Source organism: Cohnella xylanilytica, assembly GCF_014212175.1.
In the GTDB taxonomy this organism is placed as follows: domain Bacteria; phylum Bacillota; class Bacilli; order Paenibacillales; family Paenibacillaceae; genus Cohnella; species Cohnella xylanilytica.
The window spans coordinates 58,598-79,722 of sequence record NZ_JACJVR010000098.1; the positions used below are offsets into that span (position 1 = coordinate 58,598).

Genomic DNA, 21,125 nt, shown 5'->3' on the forward strand with positions numbered 1-21,125 from the left:
CCTCCATTCGGCGATTCGACGCCTAGATGAGAACGACGGCGGCACCGAACACCAGCACGCACGCCAGGATGCCTCTGTCCTCGTAAAGGAGCGATTCCGGCTTGCCTCCCTTGCCCAGAACGTGAATCAGGTACAGGTAGCGGAACAGGCCGTAAATGACGCACGGAATGGTCCACATGAGGGGGGCGGATTGGCCGTCCCGGAACGTGTAGAGCGAGTAGCTCACGATCGTCATCGCCGTCACGACGCTGGACAGCTGATTGAGCAGCGGCTCCGAGTAATTCATCAGCACCTTCCGGTGCAAGCCCTTGTTGTGCTCCAGCAGCAGCAGCTCGTGCCTGCGCTTGCCGATCGCGAGGAACAGCGACAGGAAGAACACGCACAGCAGGAACCACGAGGTGAAGCCCGCCCGGATGGCGAGTCCGCCGCCCACCGCCCGCATGGCGAAGCCGGCCGCGATAACCATGATGTCCAGGATGACGATGTGCTTCAGCCTTAGCGAATAGAGCACGTTCATCGCGAAGTAAGCGAGCAGCAGCAGCCCGAACAGCCGGTTCTGGTACCATCCCGCGAGCAGGGAGCCGGCCAGCAGGACGCCGCCGAACGACAGCGCGAGCGCGGGCTTCAGCCTTCCCGAAGCCATTGGGCGCCTCGCCTTGTCCGGGTGCTGGCGATCGGCTTCCCGGTCCACGTAATCGTTCAGAATGTAGACGCAGCCCGACACGAAGCAGAACAGCAGGAACGCGGTCAGGATCGCCGCCGCGCTCTCCAGGCTCATCCGGTCCGCCGAGAACGCGAGCGCCGCGAACACGAGCAGGTTCTTGGTCCACTGGCGGGGCCGAAGCTGAAGGAACAGCAGCCGCAGCGTCTCTCCGGGCGGTGCCGGGCTCTTCGGCAGCCGGAGGGGTTCCTCGCCCGCTTCCATTCTCATCCCGCCTCCTTGGCCGGATGCAGGGACCGGGCGAATTTGCGGCCGAGCAGCCGCAGGCTTCGGTACAGAATGACGATTTTTTTGCGCCACGTGAAGACCTCCCCGAAGTAACGTCGGATCTCCCGGCGGTCGAGCGTATAGGAATTCGGAAAATAACGGATCTCGCCCGGCGTGAAGCCCAGCCGCTGAACCCAGAGATGGAAGTCCGCCGATTCCAGTTCGTCCCGGACGACGATCAGGTTCCCGGGCTCCGCCGATAAGGCCGCGATCCGCTCCTTCAACGCCGGAATCTCCTCCTCCCGCCGAACGACGAACCGATGCTCGGTCCGCTTCCGTTCCCGCCTCATGAGCAGCTGCGGAACCCGCCGGGTGAAGTAAGCCGCATTGATGCGCCAACGGGGCAGCTCCCGGCGAAGGTCGGGGCGGATCTTGTACATCAGCGTAATGTTCCGGTCCCACTCGATCATCTTCTTCAACGTTCTCGCGTCGCCGAACACCTCGCCATGATACTGGTGCAGAGCTTCGGCTCCCAGATGAAGCGCCGTCCGGATTCCGAGCCGGTGGCTCCGGTAGCCGAGATCGGTGTCCTCCAAGCCCCAGCCCTTGAAGCGTTCCTCGAACCCGCCCAGCGCCTCCAGCTTCTCCTTGGACAGCGCCATGTTGCACGAATGCACGCAATGCCATGGATGACGAAGGGCCGACAGATTGAACGAGTGCACCTGGCAGTCGAAGTGGCGGGCTTCCATGAAGCGGATGGAGCGGAACTCCGTGAAGTCTCTCTCGAACAGACGGCCCGACCGGACGTCCTCGTACGCGACCGGTTCCTGCAGCATGTAGCGGAAGGAGACGACGAGCAGCTCCGGATCCCGATCCAGATAACGGTCGAGCTCTCGAAGATAGTCGCGGTTCACGATCATGTCGGAATCGAGAAAAACGATAAAGCGCCCCCGCGCCTCCCTCCATCCGATGTTGCGTACGCGCGCCCGGCACGAATCGGCGGATCGCTCCAGATAGACATACCGGAATTCGTACGTTCGAGGAATGTCCCGGATGGCGCCAAGCGTGTCGTCGTCCGAGCCGTCGTCGACGACGATCGCCTCGTAGCCGCCTTGCTCGAAGCCGATCTGGCAGTTGAGGGATTCGAGGGTATTGCGGAGCAGCGACTTGTTATTGTACGTCGGAATGACGAAGGAGTACTTCATCGATGAGACAGCGCTCCCTTCTCCTCGGCCGACGGCAGCCGATAGAACCATCGGATCGCCAGCCGGTAGGCGATTAGCAGGCAGGCGTTCAGCGCGACGACCGAGACCATGCCGCCGGTCATCCCCCACTGCCTGGCCAGCAGGTATTGCATGAGCAGCAGCGCCGGCATCGGAACGAGCAAGGCCAGGAACGTCAGCCGCGCCGCCTTGGCCCCTTCCAGCGCGAGCACCGAAGTGTACAGCAAGTACAGCATGTTCAAGGCGATTCCGCACGAAGTGAGTCCGACGTAGCGCCAATCGAGCGGGTAAGCCTCGCCGTACAGCAGCACGAGCGCGGTCGTCATCGCGGCGGCCGCAAGGGCGATGCATGCGGCGATCGGAATCGAATAGCGAGCGAGAATCCGGTCGATCCGGCGCTTGTCGAGCGAAGCGATCATCGGCACGAACACGACGGCGAACACGTCGTGGAACAGCACGGTGCACAGCCCGCGGATCGTGTTCTGGTAGACGGAATAGACGCCGAGCGTATCGTCCGGGACGAATCGCGCCACGAAGAACAGGTCGCTCGTGAACAGAAGCGCGGAGATCAGCCAGGACAGCATCATGAAGAAGCCGAACAGGAACAGCCGCCGCAGCGTCCTCATCGTCGCGCGCAGATGGCCCAGTCCGCCTCCGAGCAGAACGGCGGCGAAGAAGACCAGGTTCTGGCCGGCCAGAGGAATCAAGTAGCTGTACATCGACTTGGCTCCGAGCCCGTACAGGCCGAGCAGCGCTCCCGCCAGGAAGACGAAGGAGCCTAGCAGCTTGTAGAGGCCCAATCGGTAAAATCGCTGCCGACCGCGCAGGAACGATTCGGTCAGAATGTACAGGTTGACGCTCATCGCGATGGCGATCGCCGGAAGCCAGGAAGAGACGGGGAACCCGATCAGCCGCTCGACTATCGGTCCCGAGAGGCCGAGCAGGACGGCGAGCGCGGACGAGAGGATCAGGTTGGCGGCGAGCGCCGTTCCCATCCATTCGCGGCTCTCCTCCTCGGTCGAGGCGGGGACGAAGCGGACGACTCCGTTGTACAGCCCGAACGTGAGCGGAATGACGACGAGATTGGCCGCGCTGACGATCAGGGCGGCTTGCCCCCAGACGGCGGCTCCGAGCTCGCGGGCGCACAGAACGTAGACGACCAGCGTGAGCAGCAGGGAACCGGCTTTGAACACGAAGGTGACGCCGATGTTCCGGAGGAACCGAGCGATTCCGGGGCTTCTCGCCCCCATCGCGCCCTTCCCCGCGGCGGCGGTCAGTCGCCCGATGAGGCCGGTCGCGGACGCGCCGTTCTCATCCACGGTTCGCGATCGTCGCCATCGCGTCGGTTTTCCGCCGATGACGGTCCTGCACCCGCCGCGAGATGCGCTCGAACCACTTGTCGAACGGGGCGAACAGGACGAGCAGGAAGAGAGGAATGTGGCAGAGAGCGAACCAGATCGTCTGGTCGTACGAAGGGGCATGGCCGAGGAACACGATGATATGATGCGCGTAGATGAGCCCGCCTTCGGGAATCTCGACCGGATTGATCGTGTAGAACGCCAGATCGAGGAAGCCGGAGAACAGCGTGATCGTCGCCAGCAGCGAGATCTTGATCGTCCGGCCCGGCGTCCCCCCTCCCATCCGGTAAGCGAAGGAGACGGAGAAGTTGATCATCTGCACGACCAGCAGGTAGAGCAGCGTGTACCATTCCCCGACCGATTCGAAGTTCGTGACGATAACGTTGCCGGTGACGCCGAAGAAGCTGACGCGGGGGATGAGATAACCGAGGAAAACAAGGAAAGGCAAATACACTAACAAATGACCGTGCTTCAGCTTGTTAGGGAAGAAAGCGATGCAGCCGAGAATGCAGCCGTAGCTGGCGAGCTTGACGTACAGATGCCACAGCTTCTCGATCTCCGGCTCCCGGGGAATGGCCAGCCAGACGTACAGGAAGCCGACGATCCCGAGCAGCAAGAACCAGAGCCACAACCGTTTGCGAATCAACTCCATCCAAGTCCCTCCTAAATTTTAGAATAACTTTAAGAACACCTCATCAGATTATGCCTGACCCCTCATTCCCATTCTTCTTCCAGACCGGCCATTCGTGTATATTTAAGGGGAAATGTTCGTTTGTCATTCGGATTTGGAGGAGATGACCGCATGAACCCAAGATTTCGCGGAAAAGGAGAATATGTACGGAGGCTCCGCTTCGGCCTCGTACTTCTTCTTCTGCTGGCGGCAGTCCTCGCCGCGTCGGGCTGCAGCGTCCGGCACTCCGTCCGGACGCCGGCTGCCGAGGCGCTCTCGAAGCGGCTGGCCGAGGTGGAGGCGGTCCGCAAGGTCGACTTTTCTTTTGCGCGGCCGGAATTGACGATCTACGTGAAGACGGAGACGGACAGCCCCGGCGAGGAGACGATCGATGCCGTGCTGGCGCGGGCGAAGGACTTCGCGACGGTCGAGGCGATGGACGAGATCGCCAAGTCGGTGAAGTGGAACGACCGCATCTCCGAGGTGATTCTCGTCCTGTACGACGAATCCCGGGACGAGCCTTATCGGAAGTACGGGGCGAGCTACTACAAGACGTTCGACGCGTCGGACACTTCGGCGGACAATATCGACGGGTATTCGACCTGGAGCGAGTATAAGCTGCAGCCGCGGCCCGACTAAATCGGAGAATGTGGTGGAATTGTTCTAGAGACTTGATTTGCAACGCCGTCTTAGTACAATAGTTTTATGACTACTCCAAAAATAACAAGCGATGAGCTCAGAGTCAAAATCTTCAAGGCGCTAGCCGATGAAACCAGATTGGACATCATACGGGCTCTATACGCCGGCAAGAAGGAAATGAATTGCGGAGAAGTAGGCAACATTCGCGATACTTCCAAATCGAATACTTCGTATCACTTGCGCACTTTGAAGGAGGCGAAATTAATCAACGTACGCAAAGATGCCCAAATCAAATATACGAGTCTAGATTTGGAGACTTTTCAAACTTATTTGCCTGGATTTCTGGATACGCTGTAGAAGGAAATCTCTTTTTTCTTCATTAGTTCAAATGTTATTGAACTTTAGAACAAGAATGAAAAGGACGGGTCCCATGTTCAGATTAACGATCTTATTTTTCCTCGTCATGTTCGTCATCGGCACGGATACTTTCTTGATCTCTCCGCTCATCCCCACGCTTCAGCAATTGTTCGATATCCCGACCGAAGCTGCCGGTTGGATGGTCGGAGCCTACGCTTTAGGTTATGCCCTGTTCGCGCTGATTGCCGGACCGCTATCCGATGGTTGGGATCGCAAGAAGGTCATGCTTTACGGCATGACAGCCTTCGCGGTTTCAACCCTGTTATGCGGCTTTGCCGCCGATTTTTGGACGATGTTCTTATTCCGTTGGTTGGCCGGAGTCAGCGCGGCATTTACGGCTCCACAAGTCTGGGCCTCCATCCCCGCCCTGATCCCGACGCCGAAGATCGCCAAAGTATCCGGAATCGTCATGGCCGGCGTGGCTTCTTCCCAAGCGTTCGGCATCCCTATCGGAAGTCTGCTCGCCTCCATCCATTGGTCTTATTCTTTCTTTGCAATCGGAGCAGCCGCGTTATTCGTGGCCCTATTCATCTACTATGCCTTGCCCGAGATGAAGCCGGATCAAGGCCAAATAACCAAATCTCCTATTTTCGGCAGATACATTCCGCTAATGAAGAGCCCCATGGCGAGAAGAGCTTTCTTCGCTCATTTCCTGTTTCAATGCGGATTCTTTGCCTCCTTCTCTTTCATCGGCAAATGGGTGACGGATCGCTTTGACCTGTCGATCGACCAAGCGGGATATGCGATGTTTTTTCTCGGTCTCGGGAATATAGTCGGGAGCCTCGGCGGTGCCTATGCGATCAAAAAATGGAACCGTTTCAACACGCTGGCTGCGGGCTTCCTTGTCTCTATTGCCTGTTTTATCGTTTTGCCCCACTTGCCATCGGTTGCGGCTTTCGAAAGCGTTTATTTTTTCATATTCGTTACCATGGGGATCGCTTTTCCGCTAATCTTGGGACTGCTGACTTCTTTAAACCCGGCCATTCGCGGCACGATCTCCAGCTTGGCCAATTCGATCATGTACGCCGCGACAACGCTCGGTTCTTGGATCGCGGGTCTGATTTACGCGTCTTTTAACGGTTTTTCCGCCGTTGGCTTGTTTGCCGCTATTTGCTTTGCCGGCTCGCTGTTCTTGTTTATATTCAGCGGTATTTTGGCCGGCGATGCGAGAACAAAGAAGGAGACCGCAGCCTAAATCCATGGAAGAATCTCAGATGGATAGTCTAAATCTTCCGAAATTCAACGTCCTAAGTATTCGCGAGAATGAATTCGAGTTTCTCATCCAAGTGGCGCCGAACTCTCCGCCTTTGTCTTGTCCTCATTGCGGATGCAGAGCCAACCTTTACAAGCACGCCAGCAGGGAACAGATCTGCATGGACTTGCCGATTCGCGGCAAGCGCGTAGGGCTTCTTATCAAGCGGCGGAGATATCGCTGCAGAGACTGCCATCGAACCTTCTGGGAGCACCTGGACCACACCCTGGACGAGAAGCGGAATTGCACCAAGCGTTTGTTGTCTTATATCGAGAAGCAAAGCCTTACCCGCACGTTCGTCAGCCTATCCGAGGAAGTTGGATTGCATGAGAAAACGATACGCAACATTTATCGAGATTACCTAAATCGTCTATCATCCGCTCAAGCCTTGCCCCGCGGCAGCTTGTCGGCATACCGGGATCGCAATTCGCCCAGGTAGCCGAGCCGCTCCAGCACCTCTTCCTTGTTGCGCATTCCGATGCTCAGGATGAGCTGCTCCACCAGCAGCAGCGGCGTCATCATCGAATGGAATTCGCCCATGTCGCCCCGGCTGACGTAGAACGAGACCTGCGCCGACGTGCCGAACCGGAAGTCCTCCCGATCCGCCACCAGGATGACGGGGCAGCCGACCCGGCCGGCGCAGTCCAGGATGACCTCCGTCTCCGGCAGCATCCGGGCGAAGCTGAAGACGAGCACGGCGTCCTCCCGCGTCACGTTCGCCAGCGATTCGAGCAGCTCGTGGCCGCTCCCCGCCATGATCCGGATCGACAGGCCGAACCGCGACAGGCGGTACGACAGGAGATGGCCCAGCGACAGCGAAGGCCCCGGCGCGTAGACGTATACCCGGCGGGCGCCCGCCATCAGACCGGCCGCCTGCTCCAGCTCGTCCGGATGAATCTTGTCCGCCGTATCCTGCAGATGGCGGATCGCCTGCTCCAGCATCCGAAGCGGCAGGCTGCCCGGATCCATCCGGGAGATCGTCTCGGCCAGCTTCACGGCGGGCGTCGGGTGCGAGGGATCGCGGAGCTTCTGCTTGAACGCCTTGGCGTTGTCGTACCCGGCGAAGCGCCAGAATCGGGAGACGGTCGCGATGCTCGTGCCGAGCCGGTCGGCGATCTCCTGATCCGTCATGAACAGCATCTCTTCGGGGTATCGTTCGATGAAATCCGCGATTTTCAGCTGGCTGGGCGAGAATCCCGATTTGTCGGCGAACAGGCTCATCATGCGGGTCGCTCTCCTTTACATAGACGCTTTTCTCGAATTCGATTCCGTCTCCATCCTACCTCATGATTGTTATGTAAATTTTCTTTCATGATTAATCGAATGTAAAAAATATTACATTCCGTTGACACATTGCCTCGCTGGTTTTAATAATCGCCTCCTACAATGAGGGCAAATCCCTTATCAAGGAGGCCAACGCCATGGCTAGCCATTCGCGAGCAATCACCCTGACCTCTTCGCAGAAAATGATGATTTTCGTCCTGTCGATGTCCTTGTACGGCTTGTCCAACATGTTCACCGAGCTCATCCCGGAGTTCCGGATCGGGCCCGTCGAGCTGTCCGTCGAGTACTTCGCCTTCATCCCCCTCACCCTGTGCATGCTGTTCTCCCCTCTGCACGCCGCCGTGGGAGCCGCTCTCGGCGAAGTCATCTTCGGCGAGCTGATGCTGGGCCAATTCGGCGGACTCGGCGAGCTGGAGAAGTTCCTGACGTTCTCGTTCGCGATGTACGTCGCCGGCCGCATGGTGCGCGATCCGCTGAACCGCGTCCAGGTCGGCGTCGCGGCCATCGCCGGCGTCATCATCCATCAGGCGTGCAGCTCGCTGATCGACATCGGCAAGGTATGGGTCGGCGTCGACGACTTCGACACGATCCCGGGACTGGCGGAGAGCGTCGTCGTCGTGGAAGGCTTCAGCTTCCTGAACGACGTGCTGTTCTCCGGCATTCTGTTCGCCCTGCTGCCGACGGCTTATCTCGTACCGAGACTGTATGGGAAAATCGAGCCGCTGCTCGGCATCCGGCCTCGCGGCAAAGCCGCCTACGAAGCTGGCGGCGTGTCGGCCAAGATCGTCGCGACGGGCATTCTCCTCGCCGTCGTCTCGTTCGGCGCGGCCGCCCTGTCGAAGACGGACTGGAACTTCGCCGAATGGGACAGCGGCTTCGAGGACCGCTTCGGCACCGGCGCGATCTGGATCAGCATCGCTGCGGCCGCTCTCGTCGCCCTCGTCGTGCTCGCCTTCTTCCGGATGAGGAAGAACCGCGGGCCGCAAGCCGAAGCGCCGGGAGAGTCGCCTTATGTCTAAGCCGATCTCCCCGTCTTCGCCGGCCCTATCGTCTTCTTCATCTTCACCGTCTTCATTATCTTCACAGTTTTCATTATCTTCACCGTCTTCAGCGTCATCGCTCGCCGCTTCCGCAGCCCCGTCCGCCGGCGAATTCGCCGTTCGCGTCTCGAACGTCACCTTCGCTTACCCGGGCTCGGAGCAGCCGGTACTCCGCGAAGCGTCCCTCGCGATCCGGAAGGGGAGCTTCGCCGCGATCGCCGGCGGGAACGGCTGCGGCAAGTCCACCCTCTGCAAGCTGTTCAACGGGCTTATCCCCCACTATTATTCGGGAGAATTCTCCGGATCGGTGGAGGTGTGCGGCAGGCCGGCCGAAGGCCGCGGCGTCGCCGAGCTCTCCCGCCAGGTCGGCTACGTGTACCAGGACTTCGACAATCAGCTCGTCCGTCCGACCGTGCTCGACGAAGCGGTGTTCGCCCCGCTCAATTACGGGCTGCCCGAGTACCGGGCCATGGGACAGCGCGCGCTGGAGCTGTGCGGAATCTCGCATCTGCATGACCGCTACGTCTGGGAGCTGAGCGGCGGCCAGAAGCATCTGCTCGCCTTGGCGGGCGCGCTGGCGCTGGAGCCGGACGTCCTCGTCGTCGACGAGCCGGTGTCGCAGCTCGATCCCCGCCACGCCCGCCAAGCGTACGAGGTGCTGCGGCGGCTGAACCGGCAGCATGGGATCACGATCATCGTCATCGAGCACCACACGGAATTCATCGCGGACTATTGCGAGGAAGTGTGCCTGATGGAGCAGGGCCGCGTGCTGTGGCAGCTCCCTGCCGCGGAGGCGCTGAACCGGCTCGCCGATCTGGATCGCCTCGGCATCCAGCCGCCGGAGGTGACCCAAGCGGCGGCGAAGCTGTCGGAGCTGCTGGGCAAGCCGTCCGCCGCCTCGTCCTACCCCGTCACGGCCGACGACGCCGAAGCCTACTTCGGGGCCATCCTGCGCCGGAGGGCCGCGGAGACCGGTTCGCCGGGGAAGGAGGCCGGGGGAGGGGCGTCCGCCGGCGAGGCCCCGCCCTCGAATCCGAGTCCGGCGATCGAGTTCCGCCGAACGGAGCTTAGCTACCGCACCGTCCGCAAGGAGAAGCGCGAGGTGCTGCGCGGCCTTGATCTCGCGCTGAACGAAGGCGAACGGATCGCGCTCGTGGGCAACAACGGCGCGGGCAAGTCCTCGCTGCTGAAGCTGATCGCCGGAATCGCGAGGCCGACGGGCGGGGACGTCCGCGTTCTGGGCGAGGACGCGAAGGGCTTGTCCGTCGAGCGGATCTCCGCCCGGATCGCCTACGTGTTCCAGAATCCGGAGGACATGTTCATCGAGGACACGGTGTACAAGGAAGTGGCCTATTGCCTGAAGCGCCGCCGGTACCCGCAGGCCGAGGAGACGGCGGAGCGCATGCTGCGCGCCTTCCGGCTCGAGCCGCTGCGCGACCGCGACGCCCGTCTTCTCAGCGGAGGCCAGCAGCGCCGCGTCTCGCTCGCGATCGGGGCCGCGATCCGTCCCGAGATCATCCTGCTGGACGAACCGACGGCCAATCTCGATCTGGCGACCCGCGAAGAGCTGATCGGCACGCTGAAGGAGCTGGAAGCGCACGTTCGCACCGTCGTCATCGCTACGCACGACATGCAGCTCGTCCGGCAGTGGGCGACCCGCGTCGTCGTGCTGAACGAAGGCGTCGTCGCGGGCGACGGCGCTCCCGCCGACGTCTTCGCGGACGCCGACTTGATCCGCCGGGCGGGGCTGGCCCCGACGCAGATCATGGACTTATCGGCCAGGCTCGGATTGAAGCCGGCTTGCGCCTCGCCCGCCGAGCTGGCCGGGCGAATCTACGGGATGCTCGCTCACGGGAAGGAGAACGACAGCCATGCAGCTCGTCCGCAATTGGTTTAGCCGGATCTCGCTGGAGAGAATTCAACTGGAGCTCATGAACACCGCCTACGGCAGCGGGCACGCCTCCCTCTCCAGGCTGGATCCCCGCTGCCTGCTCCTTTGGTATCTGTTCTTCGCCATCGTGCCCTGGTTCCTGTCGAGCTTCGTCGTGCTGGCCGGCTTGTTCCTGCTGACGGCGGCCACGACCGTCCTGTCGCGGGTGACGCCCTTCGTTATCGTCGTCCTGTGCCTCGGACTGATCGGGCAGGTCGGATGGCTGTTCGTCCTCTCCCTCTTCTTCGGCGGGGACGTCGGCTCGGCGCTGCCGCTGCTGAAGCTGACCTTGAAGCTGTCCGTCGTCTCGCTCGCGAGCATCACCGTGTTCTCCGGCATGGATCCCGAGAAGATCAGCGACGGCCTGCTCGCGCTCGGGCTGCCGGCCTCGATCTCGTTCAGTCTCTCGTACGGCTACCGCATTCTTCCGGTCCTGTTCGAGGAGTTCCGCAACGTCCTGCTCTCCTACCGGCTGCGGGGCCAGTCGCCGGAGCGGCCCGGATTCCTCTACTGGCGGATGGCCGCCTATTATTTGAAGCTGCTCACGATGGCGTTCTTCCCTCTCATGCTGGCCACGGCCAAGCGCTCCCGGACGACGGTGGAAGCTCTCGAGACCCGCGGCTTCTCCTACGGCATGCGCAATCCCGCTTCCAAGAAGCTGAAGCTGTCCCACCTGCGCGTCGCCGCGCGGGATATCGCGTTCCTGTCCGGAACGGCGGCATACGTCGCGCTGCTGTTCTGGATCGGCTGATTATATAGAGACCAAGGAGTGTTCCCATGAAGATCGACCTGCACACCCATGCGAAGCTGTCCAAGGCGTCGGATTTCTCGGCGGCCTATTACGAAGAGATGATCGGGGAGGCGCTGGAGAGCGGGCTCGACGCGCTGGCGTTGACCGAGCATTTCAATACTCGCAATTTCTACGAGGTGTACGACAATCTGGATCGGATGTTCCCTTACAACGGGGATTATTACGAAGCGAACGGGCTTAAAATCTTCCCGGGCATGGAAGTGGATATTCGGGAGACCGGCCACATTCTGCTGATCGGAAGAAGGGAGACGGTTCTGGAAGCCCGCCGCCGCTTGGACGGGTATGCGGACAAGGATTCCTTTATTCTTTTCGACGAGCTGATGGATCTGGCCGATTCGCTGCCGCTTCTGAAAATCGGAGCCCACCCGTTCCGGGAGAGCACCCCGCTCCATCACCTGTCCGACGCCCAGCTGTCCCGCCTCGACGCCTTCGATCTGAACGCCAAGGACCTGTACGAATACGGCCGCGAGGCGAACCGGGAGCGGGTGGAAGGCTTGGCCGCGAGGCTCGGCAAGCCGGTGACGGCGGGCAGCGACACGCACCAATGCCTGCAATACGGCAGCGTGTACAACGAGCTGGACGCGGATTGCGGCAGCGTCGCCGAGCTGAAGGAGGCGATTCGGCGGGGAGCGTACCGGATTCGGATCTCCGACGAGCTGCCGATCAAGGTCAAGGCGTCCGTCATGCTCAAGAAGCTGCTGAAGAAGCTCGCCCGGTTCGAAGCCGAGACGGCGGCGGCAGCGGGGGCCATGTAACAACCCCTATAGGAAAAGAGCAGAGTCCCGACCGCCTCTTCCGGCAGCCGGGACTCTTCCCGTTGTCGCCCGATTACTCCCACGGGTACTTCGTCAGCAGATAATCCGCGAACTTCTTGCTCTCTTCCCGCCGGATTCGCCGCATCTCCTTGCGGTGAGCCGCCGTCTCGAACAGCTTCTTCTCTTCTTCCGTCTCGGGGATGACCCGCGGCACCGGAATCGGCTTGTTGTCTTCGCCCAAGCCGACGAAGGTGAGGAACGACGTCGCGGCGATCCGTCTCTCCCCGGTGCGCAGGTCCTCGCGGATCACCTTGACGAACACTTCCATCGATCTCGTGCCCGTCCACGACACGAACGATTCGAGCGACACCGAATCCGTCGGCCGAATCGGGTGCAGGAAGTCGACCGAGTCCGTCGAGGCCGTGACGGCCGTCACGCGGCACAGCTTCGAGGCGGAGATGGACGCGATGTCGTCGATGTGGGACATCAGCCTGCCGCCGAACAACGTATTATGGTTGTTTACGTCCGTCGGGAACACTCTCGCCACCTTGAAGCAGCGGGTCTCCGTCACGCGTTTGCTCTCCAATCGGGTTCACGCTCTCTCTCGGTTCTTCTTGGAGAATTTTACCCGGGGAGGCGTTTTTTTATGTCCGTTGGGCGAAGCGGCGTCGGACTAGCCTTCGTTCCCTTCCTACCCTTCCTCCCCTTCCTTCCCGTCCTTCCGGATTCGCCGCTCCAGAACGAACGGGCCGAACGGAAGGAAGGCCGCCGCCACGGCGCCGGCGATGCGCGCGAGCCTCCAGCGGAACAGGACGGCCATGACCGCGACGCCGGCCAGGAATAACGCGAACAGCACGCCGTGCGCCATTCCGACTATGGCGACCGCTTCGGGCATGTCCGCCGCGTACTTGAGCGGCATGGCGATCAGCAGCAGGACGAGAAACGATAAACCCTCTAAATAACTAACGACGCGAAATACGGAAGCCGTTCCGGCTCTCATGGACGAATCCTCCCCCTGTTCATCTAAGCCCTTATCTTATACGGAACAGGGGGACGAGCCGTTCCCGTTCGCCGGCGACGATCGGTTACCCGATTGCCTCGTTTGGCTCGAGGGGCTTGCCGAACTCGAGGGGCGCGGCGGGCTTAACGGGCTCGACGGGCACGGCGGGACCTATCGCCTTATCGCGCTCCAGCGTCCGGATCGGAACGAGCGAGTACTTCTTCGCCTCCGCGTCGATCGGCCCGAACCGGACGTACGAGAGCTCATCGCCCTCATCGAACACGTGAGCTTCCCGATACGGAATCTCCTCTCCGCCGGCGGAGACCAGCTTGAAGCCGATCGAATCGGAGGCCTTCGTCGCGTCGAAGGACACCAGCGTGGACACGGGCGAGACGATCGCCCGCAGGAGCGTCACCCGTTCCCCGTTCTCGAGCTCGATCGTTCGGTTCAGCTCGATCGTTCTCGTATCCCGCGCGATCGAATCGGTCGATACCTCCACCTCGAATACCCATGGCTCTTCGATCGCGATCGTCTTGTGCGACGGCGTGCTGAGAGTATCGTACGCAATTCGAAGCTTCAGCGGCCCTTCGCCGGGCAGGTCGCGGAATTGGACGTCTCCGTAGATCGTATACCGGCCGTCGCTCTCCTTCACCGATTGCGAACCTCTCGTCAGTTGAAGGTCTTCCCCGTTGACGAGCACGCGCGGCGTCAGATGGGTTCGGTAATTGAAGCGGACGCCCGGGGCCGGCTCGAAGGTCGAGCCGATAAGCAGCCGGTCGGCTTCGACGAGCACTTCGTTCAAGGTGAGCTTGCCGAAGGCGTTCTCGGCCGTCTCGCCGACGGCCGTCTTATAGGGCGAATAATCAGGAGGGTTCTCCCCGTTCATATAGCGCTCGATCAGACCGGCCACGAAGGGGATCCGGGCGAGAGTCGCCTGGCCGAACGGCATCGCCAGCCCCAGCGTCAGGACGGCCGCGACGGCGGCGGCGGCGATTCCAAGCCGGATGCGGGCGCGGCTGCCAGCGCGGCGGCGGGGGAGCTTCCGAAGCACGCGCTTGTTCCAGCGTTGGCGTTCCCCTTCCGTAAGCGGCTCTTCGCCGTATTCGGAGAGGTCAAGCTTCAGGTCGTTCAATTCCTGGTAGAAGGACATCGGTTTTACACCTCGTTTTCCGGGATAAACATCTTCCTTAACTTCTTGCGCCCGCGCGAGAGCTTGTTATGGATCCAAGACTCCTTGACGTTCATCCGCTCCGCCATCTCGCGGGACGGAACGCCCTCCAGATAGTACTTCTCGAACAGGCTCCTCTCCTCGGGCGAGAGGTGCGCCAACACTTCCTCCAAGTCCCGTTCGGACGATGCCGGCGGCGGCTTCCCGTACAGCTCGTCGGTGATGTCCGCCCGGACGAATCGCTGCCGGTTCTTGATTATCCTCCGCCGATAGTCGATGGCCCGATACTTGGCGATGGCCGCCATCCACTGCTTCAGCGAGGTGCGGCTGCCGTCGAACTCGTCGATATGCTGCCAGACGGCGAGCAGCACGTCGTCCAGGCATTCCTCGACCTCCCGCTCGTCGTCGGGAACGTGGCGGCGAATGATGGCCGACAGCAGCCCTCCGTACGTCTCGATGAGGAAGGCGATGGCCTTCTCGTTGCGGGCTCGGATCTGATCTGCGACATTGTGTTCCGTTATGACCACGGACGGCCGCCCTCCTAACTCGTTGCCGGTTCGAACCTATAAGTTAATACGAATCCAAGGGCGACAATCTATCGGATGGGACAAAAAAAGAGAGCCGCCGCCCGCCGGCCGGACGGCTCTCTCTTCGTCGTTCCTTACAGCTTGAACTTGGCCACCGCCGCCTCCAGGCCGGAGCTTCTCTCCGCCAACCGCTCCGTCGCTTCGGCGATAAGCTTCGCCGCTTCCAGCTGGCGGGCGGACATCTCCCGGATCGAGGCGGTGTGGTCCGCGGACGCGGCCGAGATCTGAGCGATCTGCTCGACCGACGCGGCCACCTCCTCGGAGCCGGCCAGAATCTGTTCCGCCGCGGCGGAGATCTCCCGGATCTGGCCGTTCACGAGCTCGAACCTGTCCACCGTGCGGCCGAACAAGGCTTCCGCTTCGCTCGACAGCTCCGTTCCCCGCGCCATCTCCTCGCTCTCCTTCTCCATTCGCTCGCCGATCCGGGCCGATTCCTGCCGGATATGCTCCAGAAGCGAAGCGACCCGCTCGACCGATTCGGCCGAGGCTTCGGCCAGCTTGCGCACTTCGCCGGCGACGATGGCGAAGCCGGCTCCGTGCTCGCCCGCCCGCGCGGCTTCGATAGAAGCGTTGAGCGCGAGCAGCTTGGTCTGGTCCGCGATGCTCGTAATCGCTTGGAGAGCCGGCTCGATCTCCTCCATGTAGCCTCCTAGCACCCGCACCGATTCCGTCGTCTCCTTCGCGGCGCCCGCGATATGATCCACCTGCTCCCGGAGCCATCCGATGGAGCTTCTTCCCCGCTCCGCCGTCTCCAGCGCTTCGCCGGAAGCGCCCGAGACGCTGGCCGAAGCTTCGGCGACGCGCTGGATCGCCGCCGTGATCTCTTCCATCGACTTGGCGCTCTCCTCGGCCCCGGTCCGCTGATGCTCGGCCCCTTCGGCCAATCCCGCCGCCGCGTGCTCCAGCCGCTCGGTCGAGCCGACCATCCGGCCCGTCTCGGAGCGGAACCGTTCGGTCGATTCGACGAGGCTCTTCGTCGTCGCCGTCATGTCCCGGACGACGTCCCCGAGCGTGACGCCGAGACGTTCGATCATCTTGTCCATCGCCGCGTACGCTTGCCCGATCTCGTCCTTCGAGCGGACCTTCCGGGCGCCGAGGCGGGATTTGGCCTCCGCCAGATCGCCTCGGGCGATGGCCTCCGCTCCGCGGACGACCGTGCCGAGAGGACGCAGGGCGCGGGACAGGAACCAGGCGATGAGCAGGAACACGAGCAGGGTCAGCGCTCCCATGGCGACGAACGCCGGGACGCTGGCGGACATGACGTCACGGAAAATCGTGCTGGCCACGGACGCCCCGGTATCGATGCCCAGCACCCCGATCACCGTCCCGTCCGCTCGGCGCAGCGGGGCGTAGGAGGAGATATAATCGCCGTACTCCGGGTTGCGGATGATGCCGGACTTGGCGGATTGTCCCTTCAGGACGGCCTCGACCGCCTCCTTCGGCATATCCGTCACCTCGCCGATCGGGGAGGCGGAATCCGAATCGCGGGGCTGGCCGTCGATCAGAAGGATAGGCTCGCCCTTGTCGTCGATCTTCACGGTGTAGACGTACATGGCGCCGATCCGTTCCCGGTACCGGTTCAGCTCTTCGCGAAGGCTCCAGTACAGATCCGTCTCTTGAGGGTCCGCGAGGAACTGCTCGTACGGCTTCAGGTCGAATTGCCCGGCATACGACTCGGCCAGGCGCATGCTGAAGCTGCCGATTGCCTCCTGGCTGGCTTGCTTCGTGTTCCGGATCTGCATATATATCAGGACGGTAGACAGAATGAGGAGCAGGGCCAAAATCATCGTGGACAGCTTCCAAGCCAAGCGGCTTCCGAATCGCGACATGAAGTTCTTTCTCCTTTTTTGGGGTGACGGTTCTGGGAACGGCGTGCAATAGGGTGCTTCGAATTTCCTATGAAGTCTACAAAATTCGACAGACTGTTAACGTTTTCCTGCCGGATGTTTTCCTAGTTTTGAACAAATCGAGGCGGTTGGGGTCCTCCGATGATTGGAAGTGGGCACGCGATGCCGACGAATGGCGATACGCGATGAAGGAGATCGCCCGTGAACGGTAGGCCTCGCAGCAATCTTCATCTCATTCAGACCGAGACTTATACTCTATCGTGGAGGGGATCATCCTCTTCTCGGTCATTCCATCGCGTTCCACTTTGGATTAAGACGCGTTAACGCCAACTCTAACGGAAAGTAAAACGCAAAAAAGGAGAGGGCTGCAGCAGGGCTGCAGCGCCTCTCCTCCGCGGAGGTCTCCGATTCAGTTAATAGTCAACAGCCCTAATCGTTTTTAATCGCCATCGGTTCCTTCATAAACCAAGATATATGGGTACACTCTTTGCACACAAGGATGGTCGCGCTTTTGTTCGCCCAGTCCAGTCCGAAAAAGGAAAGGCCGCTTGTATTTAATTGCCTATAGTCTTTGTCAAAAGTGTCATTCTGGCAACAAGGACAAACGATTCTTCGCGTTCCGGTACTATATCGCACGATGCTTCACTCCACTGCCTTCGCCTATTCGATTACTTCGTGAACATGTGGTGGCCGATCGTCTTGACGGCTTTGGCCTTCTTCGCCTTGGCCGGCTCCATCTTCGGGTTGAAGAAATACAGCGCGCCCGGCACGTTATTCTCGCCGTCCAGAGCGGCCCGGGCCGCCTGGATGCACTCGGCGGACGCCGTCTCCGTCAGCAGGTCCCCGTTCAGCGCCGGAGGGAACTGACCCGCCGCGTAGATGACGCCCCGCACCGTATCGGGGAACTTGCCGCTGTTGACGCGGTTCAAGACGACATTGGCGATAGCGAGCTTGCCTTCATACGGCTCGTAGCCGGCTTCCACCTGAATGATCTTGGCGAGCAGCGCCAGATCGGCGGTGGTCGGGTCCAGGAACTCTGGCACGATTACCTTCAGCTTCCGCCCCTCTTCGACCTTCTGGCTCTCCAGCCCGTTGCGAGCCATGAGCGCCTTAACCGTCGTGCCATAGGCCTGCGCGATGCCGGCCAGCGTGTCGCCGCTCTGGACGACATAGGGCTCCACGGGCCGGACGACGGAGGCTTGCTCCTCGTTCTGCCAGCCCACGCTGGCGTGCATGGACTCGGCCAGAAGGCGCAGAGGCAGGTAAGCGTTCCCATCCCGGACTTTGACCGCCTGCGGAATATCGTACATCTCGCCGTTATACGTTATGACCGATTGTCCGGGCCGGAACGCGAGCTTGTCGCCCCACTCGTCGCTCACGGCGATCTTGCCCGAGTCGGCGTCATAGGACAGCGTCCAGCCCAACTCTTCCGCGAGCTCCTTGACCGGAGCGTATGTCATCCCGTCCGCAAGCCACAATTGTCGGCCCAAGTCCGACTTCTGATCTTCTATATACAGTCCGCCGCCGTTCGTACCCGCGAACGCCGAGCCTGCGCCCGCCGCCGCCAGCAACGCGAGAGTCAATGCGGCCATTCGAATCCACTGCTTGATGCCGTTCATCCCCTTTGACGGAAGATAGTCATAACGTCCTACTGTCCGCTATTATACATGCTGGTTAGAGGAAAATTTTAAAAATTAACGTTTTTTCATCGAAGGGGAGGGAACGAATCCGGGAATCGCCTCATGGTTCCTGTTTCGGTTGGGGGAGGCGGCTAACGAATCGAGGAGACGCTATTTTGCGGAAAATCGTGGATTTTCGGTTCTAACGAATCGTATAGACGCTATTTCGTGCTGGAAGCCCGTTTTTACCCTCGATGGACCTAAATAAGATCGCTGGAGTTCGTTAGAGTTTCAAAATGAGCTTTTGACGCGAAATAGCGTCTTCTGAGTTCGTTACAGAACAGGGCCTCTGGACCGGAACCCTGTGACTCCGGATTCGATTGCCGATTCCGATGGCAACCATGAACGAGACTTCCCCCTCCTCATATCCCAAAAAGTCTGTTAGCGAGATGATCTTTAGCAGAAAAAAAGACGACTTCCCCCGCGAGATTGCGGAAAAGAAGTCGTCCAAGCACGCGCCCCCAACAACGCGCGCTAAGCCTCGAGCGATTGAATGAGCCCCTTCAGCTTCTCGGCCGAACGGTGCAGCAGCTCCCGCTCGGAATCCGAGATCTCGAGCTTCAGCACCTCGCGGACGCCGGTCCGGTCGACGACGCACGGCACGCCGAGGTACACGTCCGATACGCCGTGATAATCGTCGAGCAGCGTCGAGACGTTCAGCACGGCGCCCTCGTCGCGCAGGATCGCGGTGCAGATCCGGTCGAGCGCCAGCGCGATCGCGTAGTAGGTCGCGCCCTTGGCCGCGATGATCTCGTACGCCGCATCCCTCGTGCTCTCGAAGATGCGCGCCTTCTGCTCTTCGTCGAAGGCGATGCGCGTTCCCGCCACGTTGGCGAGGCTCCATACCGGCAGCTCCGAATCCCCGTGCTCGCCGATAATGTGGGCGTGCACGCTTCGCGGATCGATGCCCAGCTCTTCGCCGATGAGATAGCGGAAGCGCGCGCTGTCGAGCAGCGTGCCCGAGCCGACGATGCGGCTCGCGGGCCAGTCCGATTTTCTCCAAGTGAGGTAGCTCATGATGTCCACCGGGTTCGACGCGATCAGCAGAATGCCGTCCTGATTGACCTTCAGCACTTCGCCGACGATGCTCTCGAAGATGGCCGCGTTCCGCTTCAGCAGATCGATCCGCGATTCGCCCGGCTTCTGCGCCGCTCCCGCCGTAATGACGATGATGTTCGCGCCGCGGCAATCCTCGTAATCGCCCGCCCATACCTTCGTCTTCCCGAGGAAGGGAAGGCCGTGGTTCATGTCGATGGCGTCGCCCTTCGCCTTGCCCTGGTTGGCGTCGATCAGCACCAGCTCGTCCGCGCGCTCTCTCAGCAGCAGCGTGTAGGCGGTCGTCGCTCCGACGGCTCCGACTCCGATAATGACGATCTTCGTTTTACTCATTCTCTTCAACCTCCGTATGGGGATGGGATGGGTGGCGTTCCAATTCCAATTCCAATTCCAATTCCAGTTCCAGTTCCAGTTCTTGTTCCTGTTCCGGTTCCTGTTAAGGTTCCTGTTCCAGTTCCTGTTCTTCCAGGTAGGGCTTGTTTACATAATCATACATAAATCCCATCAACACCGCACCGCCGATGATATTGCCCAACGTAACCGGCACGAGATTGTGAAGCACACCGCCCAAGGAGATCGTCCCGGGATGGTGCAGCACCAGCGCGATCGCGAACGTGCACATGTTGGCGATGCTGTGCTCGTAGCCGGAGATGAAGAAGCAGAACACGAACAGGATCATCGCGAACATCTTGGCGCCGTCTCCCTTCAGCGAGAGCGGGATGAAGAAGGCGAGGCAGACGAGCCAGTTGCAGAGCAGCGCGCGGAAAAACAGCTCCATCGTCGGCAGGTTCATCTTCTTATCCACGACGCTGAGCAGGAACCCGTTCACGGACGATTCGGAGAACAGCCCGGTGGTGAAGATCAGGAAGGCGAAAAAAGCCGCCCCGATCAGATTGCCCGCATACGTGTAGAGCCACAGCTTCAGCACGGTCGGCCATCGGACCTTGCCGCGCAGGGCGGCGTAGGTGTAATAGAAGGTGTTGCCCGTGAACAGATCCCCTCCCCCGTAAGAGATAAGGATAATGGCCGCCCCGAACGTCAGCGCCGCCATCGGGTACGTGAGCGGAGAATGCTCGCCGTAGAAGAAGCTGCCGGTCTTGAACGCCACGATGACGCCGAAGCCGATGAACATGCTCGCCAAGGCGGAACGCGCGATATACCGGAGTCGGCTCTGCTTGAAGACTTTGATCTTCTTCAGAGCCAGCTGTTCGACCTTCTCGAGCGCGGCGACTTCCATCGGACTCCCCTCCTTCACCATTAAGCTTCTTGAAGAAGATACTATCGATCGCAGCCGTCTCTAGCTGTGATGGAAGTCACACCGCGCGAATTCGCGCGAGAAGTTCCTCACATCGGCCGGCGATCCGGCATGTCACTTTAACTGTCATCATCGTTGATTTCTTGCACTTTTTGTTGGTTATTGCTGTGGTTTTCAACCGCGAGAACGCTTACGATTAAGGCATCGACCGGTCGAAATCGATGAG

At 60.7% G+C, this 21,125-nt stretch carries 20 protein-coding genes and 1 pseudogene; 8 read left to right on the forward strand and 13 right to left on the reverse strand.

Annotated elements, in window-relative coordinates; all coding sequences use genetic code 11:
* Positions 1 to 22: 22 nt before the first annotated feature.
* The 4 genes from H7B90_RS24990 to H7B90_RS25005 are packed head-to-tail and all read right to left on the reverse strand — an operon-like array spanning position 23 to position 4,161.
* Positions 23 to 931, reverse strand: a complete 909-nt coding sequence (locus H7B90_RS24990) for a decaprenyl-phosphate phosphoribosyltransferase (RefSeq protein ID WP_376701759.1) — start codon at positions 929 to 931, stop codon at positions 23 to 25.
* Complete coding sequence (locus tag H7B90_RS24995; protein WP_185138624.1) at positions 928 to 2,133, reverse strand: glycosyltransferase family 2 protein; 1,206 nt, start codon at positions 2,131 to 2,133, stop codon at positions 928 to 930. The genes H7B90_RS24990 and H7B90_RS24995 overlap by 4 nt, the downstream gene beginning before the upstream one ends.
* Positions 2,130 to 3,470, reverse strand: coding sequence for an oligosaccharide flippase family protein (locus H7B90_RS25000; RefSeq protein ID WP_185138625.1), 1,341 nt, complete (start codon positions 3,468 to 3,470; stop codon positions 2,130 to 2,132). Before H7B90_RS25000 ends, H7B90_RS24995 begins: the two co-directional genes overlap by 4 nt.
* Positions 3,463 to 4,161 (reverse strand): hypothetical protein, encoded by a 699-nt coding sequence (locus H7B90_RS25005; RefSeq protein ID WP_185138626.1) that lies wholly within the window; start codon positions 4,159 to 4,161, stop codon positions 3,463 to 3,465. Before H7B90_RS25005 ends, H7B90_RS25000 begins: the two co-directional genes overlap by 8 nt.
* A gap of 150 nt (positions 4,162 to 4,311) precedes the next feature.
* Between H7B90_RS25005 and H7B90_RS25010 the strand changes: the two genes are divergently transcribed.
* The 4 genes and pseudogenes from H7B90_RS25010 to H7B90_RS25025 all read left to right on the forward strand — a co-directional run.
* Positions 4,312 to 4,818, forward strand: coding sequence for a hypothetical protein (locus tag H7B90_RS25010; protein ID WP_185138627.1), 507 nt, complete (start codon positions 4,312 to 4,314; stop codon positions 4,816 to 4,818).
* Positions 4,819 to 4,884: 66 nt separating this feature from the next.
* Entirely contained in the window at positions 4,885 to 5,175 is a 291-nt protein-coding gene (locus tag H7B90_RS25015; protein ID WP_185138628.1) for an ArsR/SmtB family transcription factor, read from the forward strand.
* Between the two features lie 73 nt (positions 5,176 to 5,248).
* Entirely contained in the window at positions 5,249 to 6,430 is a 1,182-nt protein-coding gene (locus H7B90_RS25020) for an MFS transporter (RefSeq protein ID WP_185138629.1), read from the forward strand.
* A gap of 19 nt (positions 6,431 to 6,449) precedes the next feature.
* Positions 6,450 to 6,860 (forward strand): annotated as a pseudogene (locus tag H7B90_RS25025) (transposase family protein); the annotation flags it as partial.
* Positions 6,861 to 6,868: 8 nt separating this feature from the next.
* Here the strand turns inward: H7B90_RS25025 and H7B90_RS25030 are convergent.
* A complete protein-coding gene (locus H7B90_RS25030) occupies positions 6,869 to 7,711 on the reverse strand; it encodes a MurR/RpiR family transcriptional regulator (protein ID WP_185138630.1) in 843 nt (280 codons plus the stop codon).
* 197 nt (positions 7,712 to 7,908) lie between these two features.
* Between H7B90_RS25030 and H7B90_RS25035 the strand changes: the two genes are divergently transcribed.
* From H7B90_RS25035 to H7B90_RS25050, 4 genes are read left to right on the forward strand one after another with little or no spacing between them, the layout of a single operon-like run.
* Complete coding sequence (locus tag H7B90_RS25035) at positions 7,909 to 8,790, forward strand: DUF8171 family membrane protein (RefSeq protein WP_185138631.1); 882 nt, start codon at positions 7,909 to 7,911, stop codon at positions 8,788 to 8,790.
* Positions 8,783 to 10,708 (forward strand): ABC transporter ATP-binding protein, encoded by a 1,926-nt coding sequence (locus H7B90_RS25040; RefSeq protein WP_221482156.1) that lies wholly within the window; start codon positions 8,783 to 8,785, stop codon positions 10,706 to 10,708. The genes H7B90_RS25035 and H7B90_RS25040 overlap by 8 nt, the downstream gene beginning before the upstream one ends.
* Complete coding sequence (locus tag H7B90_RS25045; protein WP_185138632.1) at positions 10,683 to 11,492, forward strand: energy-coupling factor transporter transmembrane component T family protein; 810 nt, start codon at positions 10,683 to 10,685, stop codon at positions 11,490 to 11,492. The genes H7B90_RS25040 and H7B90_RS25045 overlap by 26 nt, the downstream gene beginning before the upstream one ends.
* Before the next feature lie 26 nt (positions 11,493 to 11,518).
* The gene (locus H7B90_RS25050) at positions 11,519 to 12,307 is read left to right on the forward strand and encodes a PHP domain-containing protein (RefSeq protein ID WP_185138633.1); all 789 of its coding nucleotides are present in this window, start codon (positions 11,519 to 11,521) and stop codon (positions 12,305 to 12,307) included.
* A gap of 73 nt (positions 12,308 to 12,380) precedes the next feature.
* Here the strand turns inward: H7B90_RS25050 and H7B90_RS25055 are convergent, their stop codons facing one another.
* The 8 genes from H7B90_RS25055 to H7B90_RS25090 all read right to left on the reverse strand — a co-directional run bounded on the left by H7B90_RS25055 (position 12,381) and on the right by H7B90_RS25090 (position 20,881).
* On the reverse strand, positions 12,381 to 12,893 hold the full coding sequence (locus H7B90_RS25055; RefSeq protein WP_185138634.1) for an acyl-CoA thioesterase: 513 nt from the start codon (positions 12,891 to 12,893) through the stop codon (positions 12,381 to 12,383).
* 105 nt (positions 12,894 to 12,998) lie between these two features.
* Complete coding sequence (locus H7B90_RS25060; RefSeq protein ID WP_185138635.1) at positions 12,999 to 13,307, reverse strand: DUF3817 domain-containing protein; 309 nt, start codon at positions 13,305 to 13,307, stop codon at positions 12,999 to 13,001.
* Between the two features lie 85 nt (positions 13,308 to 13,392).
* The gene (locus H7B90_RS25065) at positions 13,393 to 14,457 is read right to left on the reverse strand and encodes a DUF4179 domain-containing protein (protein WP_185138636.1); all 1,065 of its coding nucleotides are present in this window, start codon (positions 14,455 to 14,457) and stop codon (positions 13,393 to 13,395) included.
* A 5-nt stretch (positions 14,458 to 14,462) separates the two neighbouring features.
* A complete protein-coding gene (locus H7B90_RS25070) occupies positions 14,463 to 15,002 on the reverse strand; it encodes a sigma-70 family RNA polymerase sigma factor (protein ID WP_185138637.1) in 540 nt (179 codons plus the stop codon).
* A 134-nt stretch (positions 15,003 to 15,136) separates the two neighbouring features.
* Entirely contained in the window at positions 15,137 to 16,891 is a 1,755-nt protein-coding gene (locus tag H7B90_RS25075; protein ID WP_185138638.1) for a methyl-accepting chemotaxis protein, read from the reverse strand.
* A 686-nt stretch (positions 16,892 to 17,577) separates the two neighbouring features.
* On the reverse strand, positions 17,578 to 18,528 hold the full coding sequence (locus H7B90_RS25080) for a cell wall hydrolase (protein WP_185138639.1): 951 nt from the start codon (positions 18,526 to 18,528) through the stop codon (positions 17,578 to 17,580).
* Positions 18,529 to 19,062: 534 nt separating this feature from the next.
* Complete coding sequence (locus tag H7B90_RS25085) at positions 19,063 to 19,977, reverse strand: L-lactate dehydrogenase (protein WP_185138640.1); 915 nt, start codon at positions 19,975 to 19,977, stop codon at positions 19,063 to 19,065.
* 103 nt (positions 19,978 to 20,080) lie between these two features.
* Positions 20,081 to 20,881, reverse strand: a complete 801-nt coding sequence (locus H7B90_RS25090; protein ID WP_185138641.1) for a formate/nitrite transporter family protein — start codon at positions 20,879 to 20,881, stop codon at positions 20,081 to 20,083.
* Positions 20,882 to 21,125 lie beyond the last annotated feature (244 nt).

Bases quoted from the DNA above. Each gene is read 5' to 3' on its own strand.
- H7B90_RS25035 (WP_185138631.1), top strand. From the start codon at position 7,909: ATGGCTAGCCATTCGCGAGCAATCACCCTGACCTCTTCGCAGAAAATG.
- H7B90_RS25015 (WP_185138628.1), top strand. From the start codon at position 4,885: ATGACTACTCCAAAAATAACAAGCGATGAGCTCAGAGTCAAAATCTTC.
- H7B90_RS25050 (WP_185138633.1), top strand. From the start codon at position 11,519: ATGAAGATCGACCTGCACACCCATGCGAAGCTGTCCAAGGCGTCGGAT.
- H7B90_RS25040 (WP_221482156.1), top strand. From the start codon at position 8,783: ATGTCTAAGCCGATCTCCCCGTCTTCGCCGGCCCTATCGTCTTCTTCA.
- H7B90_RS25045 (WP_185138632.1), top strand. From the start codon at position 10,683: ATGCAGCTCGTCCGCAATTGGTTTAGCCGGATCTCGCTGGAGAGAATT.
- H7B90_RS25020 (WP_185138629.1), top strand. From the start codon at position 5,249: ATGTTCAGATTAACGATCTTATTTTTCCTCGTCATGTTCGTCATCGGC.
- H7B90_RS25060 (WP_185138635.1), bottom strand. From the start codon at position 13,307: ATGAGAGCCGGAACGGCTTCCGTATTTCGCGTCGTTAGTTATTTAGAG.
- H7B90_RS25085 (WP_185138640.1), bottom strand. From the start codon at position 19,977: ATGAGTAAAACGAAGATCGTCATTATCGGAGTCGGAGCCGTCGGAGCG.
- H7B90_RS25090 (WP_185138641.1), bottom strand. From the start codon at position 20,881: ATGGAAGTCGCCGCGCTCGAGAAGGTCGAACAGCTGGCTCTGAAGAAG.
- H7B90_RS25005 (WP_185138626.1), bottom strand. From the start codon at position 4,161: ATGGAGTTGATTCGCAAACGGTTGTGGCTCTGGTTCTTGCTGCTCGGG.
- H7B90_RS25065 (WP_185138636.1), bottom strand. From the start codon at position 14,457: ATGTCCTTCTACCAGGAATTGAACGACCTGAAGCTTGACCTCTCCGAA.
- H7B90_RS24990 (WP_376701759.1), bottom strand. From the start codon at position 931: ATGAGAATGGAAGCGGGCGAGGAACCCCTCCGGCTGCCGAAGAGCCCG.
- H7B90_RS24995 (WP_185138624.1), bottom strand. From the start codon at position 2,133: ATGAAGTACTCCTTCGTCATTCCGACGTACAATAACAAGTCGCTGCTC.
- H7B90_RS25010 (WP_185138627.1), top strand. From the start codon at position 4,312: ATGAACCCAAGATTTCGCGGAAAAGGAGAATATGTACGGAGGCTCCGC.
- H7B90_RS25075 (WP_185138638.1), bottom strand. From the start codon at position 16,891: ATGTCGCGATTCGGAAGCCGCTTGGCTTGGAAGCTGTCCACGATGATT.
- H7B90_RS25080 (WP_185138639.1), bottom strand. From the start codon at position 18,528: ATGAACGGCATCAAGCAGTGGATTCGAATGGCCGCATTGACTCTCGCG.
- H7B90_RS25030 (WP_185138630.1), bottom strand. From the start codon at position 7,711: ATGATGAGCCTGTTCGCCGACAAATCGGGATTCTCGCCCAGCCAGCTG.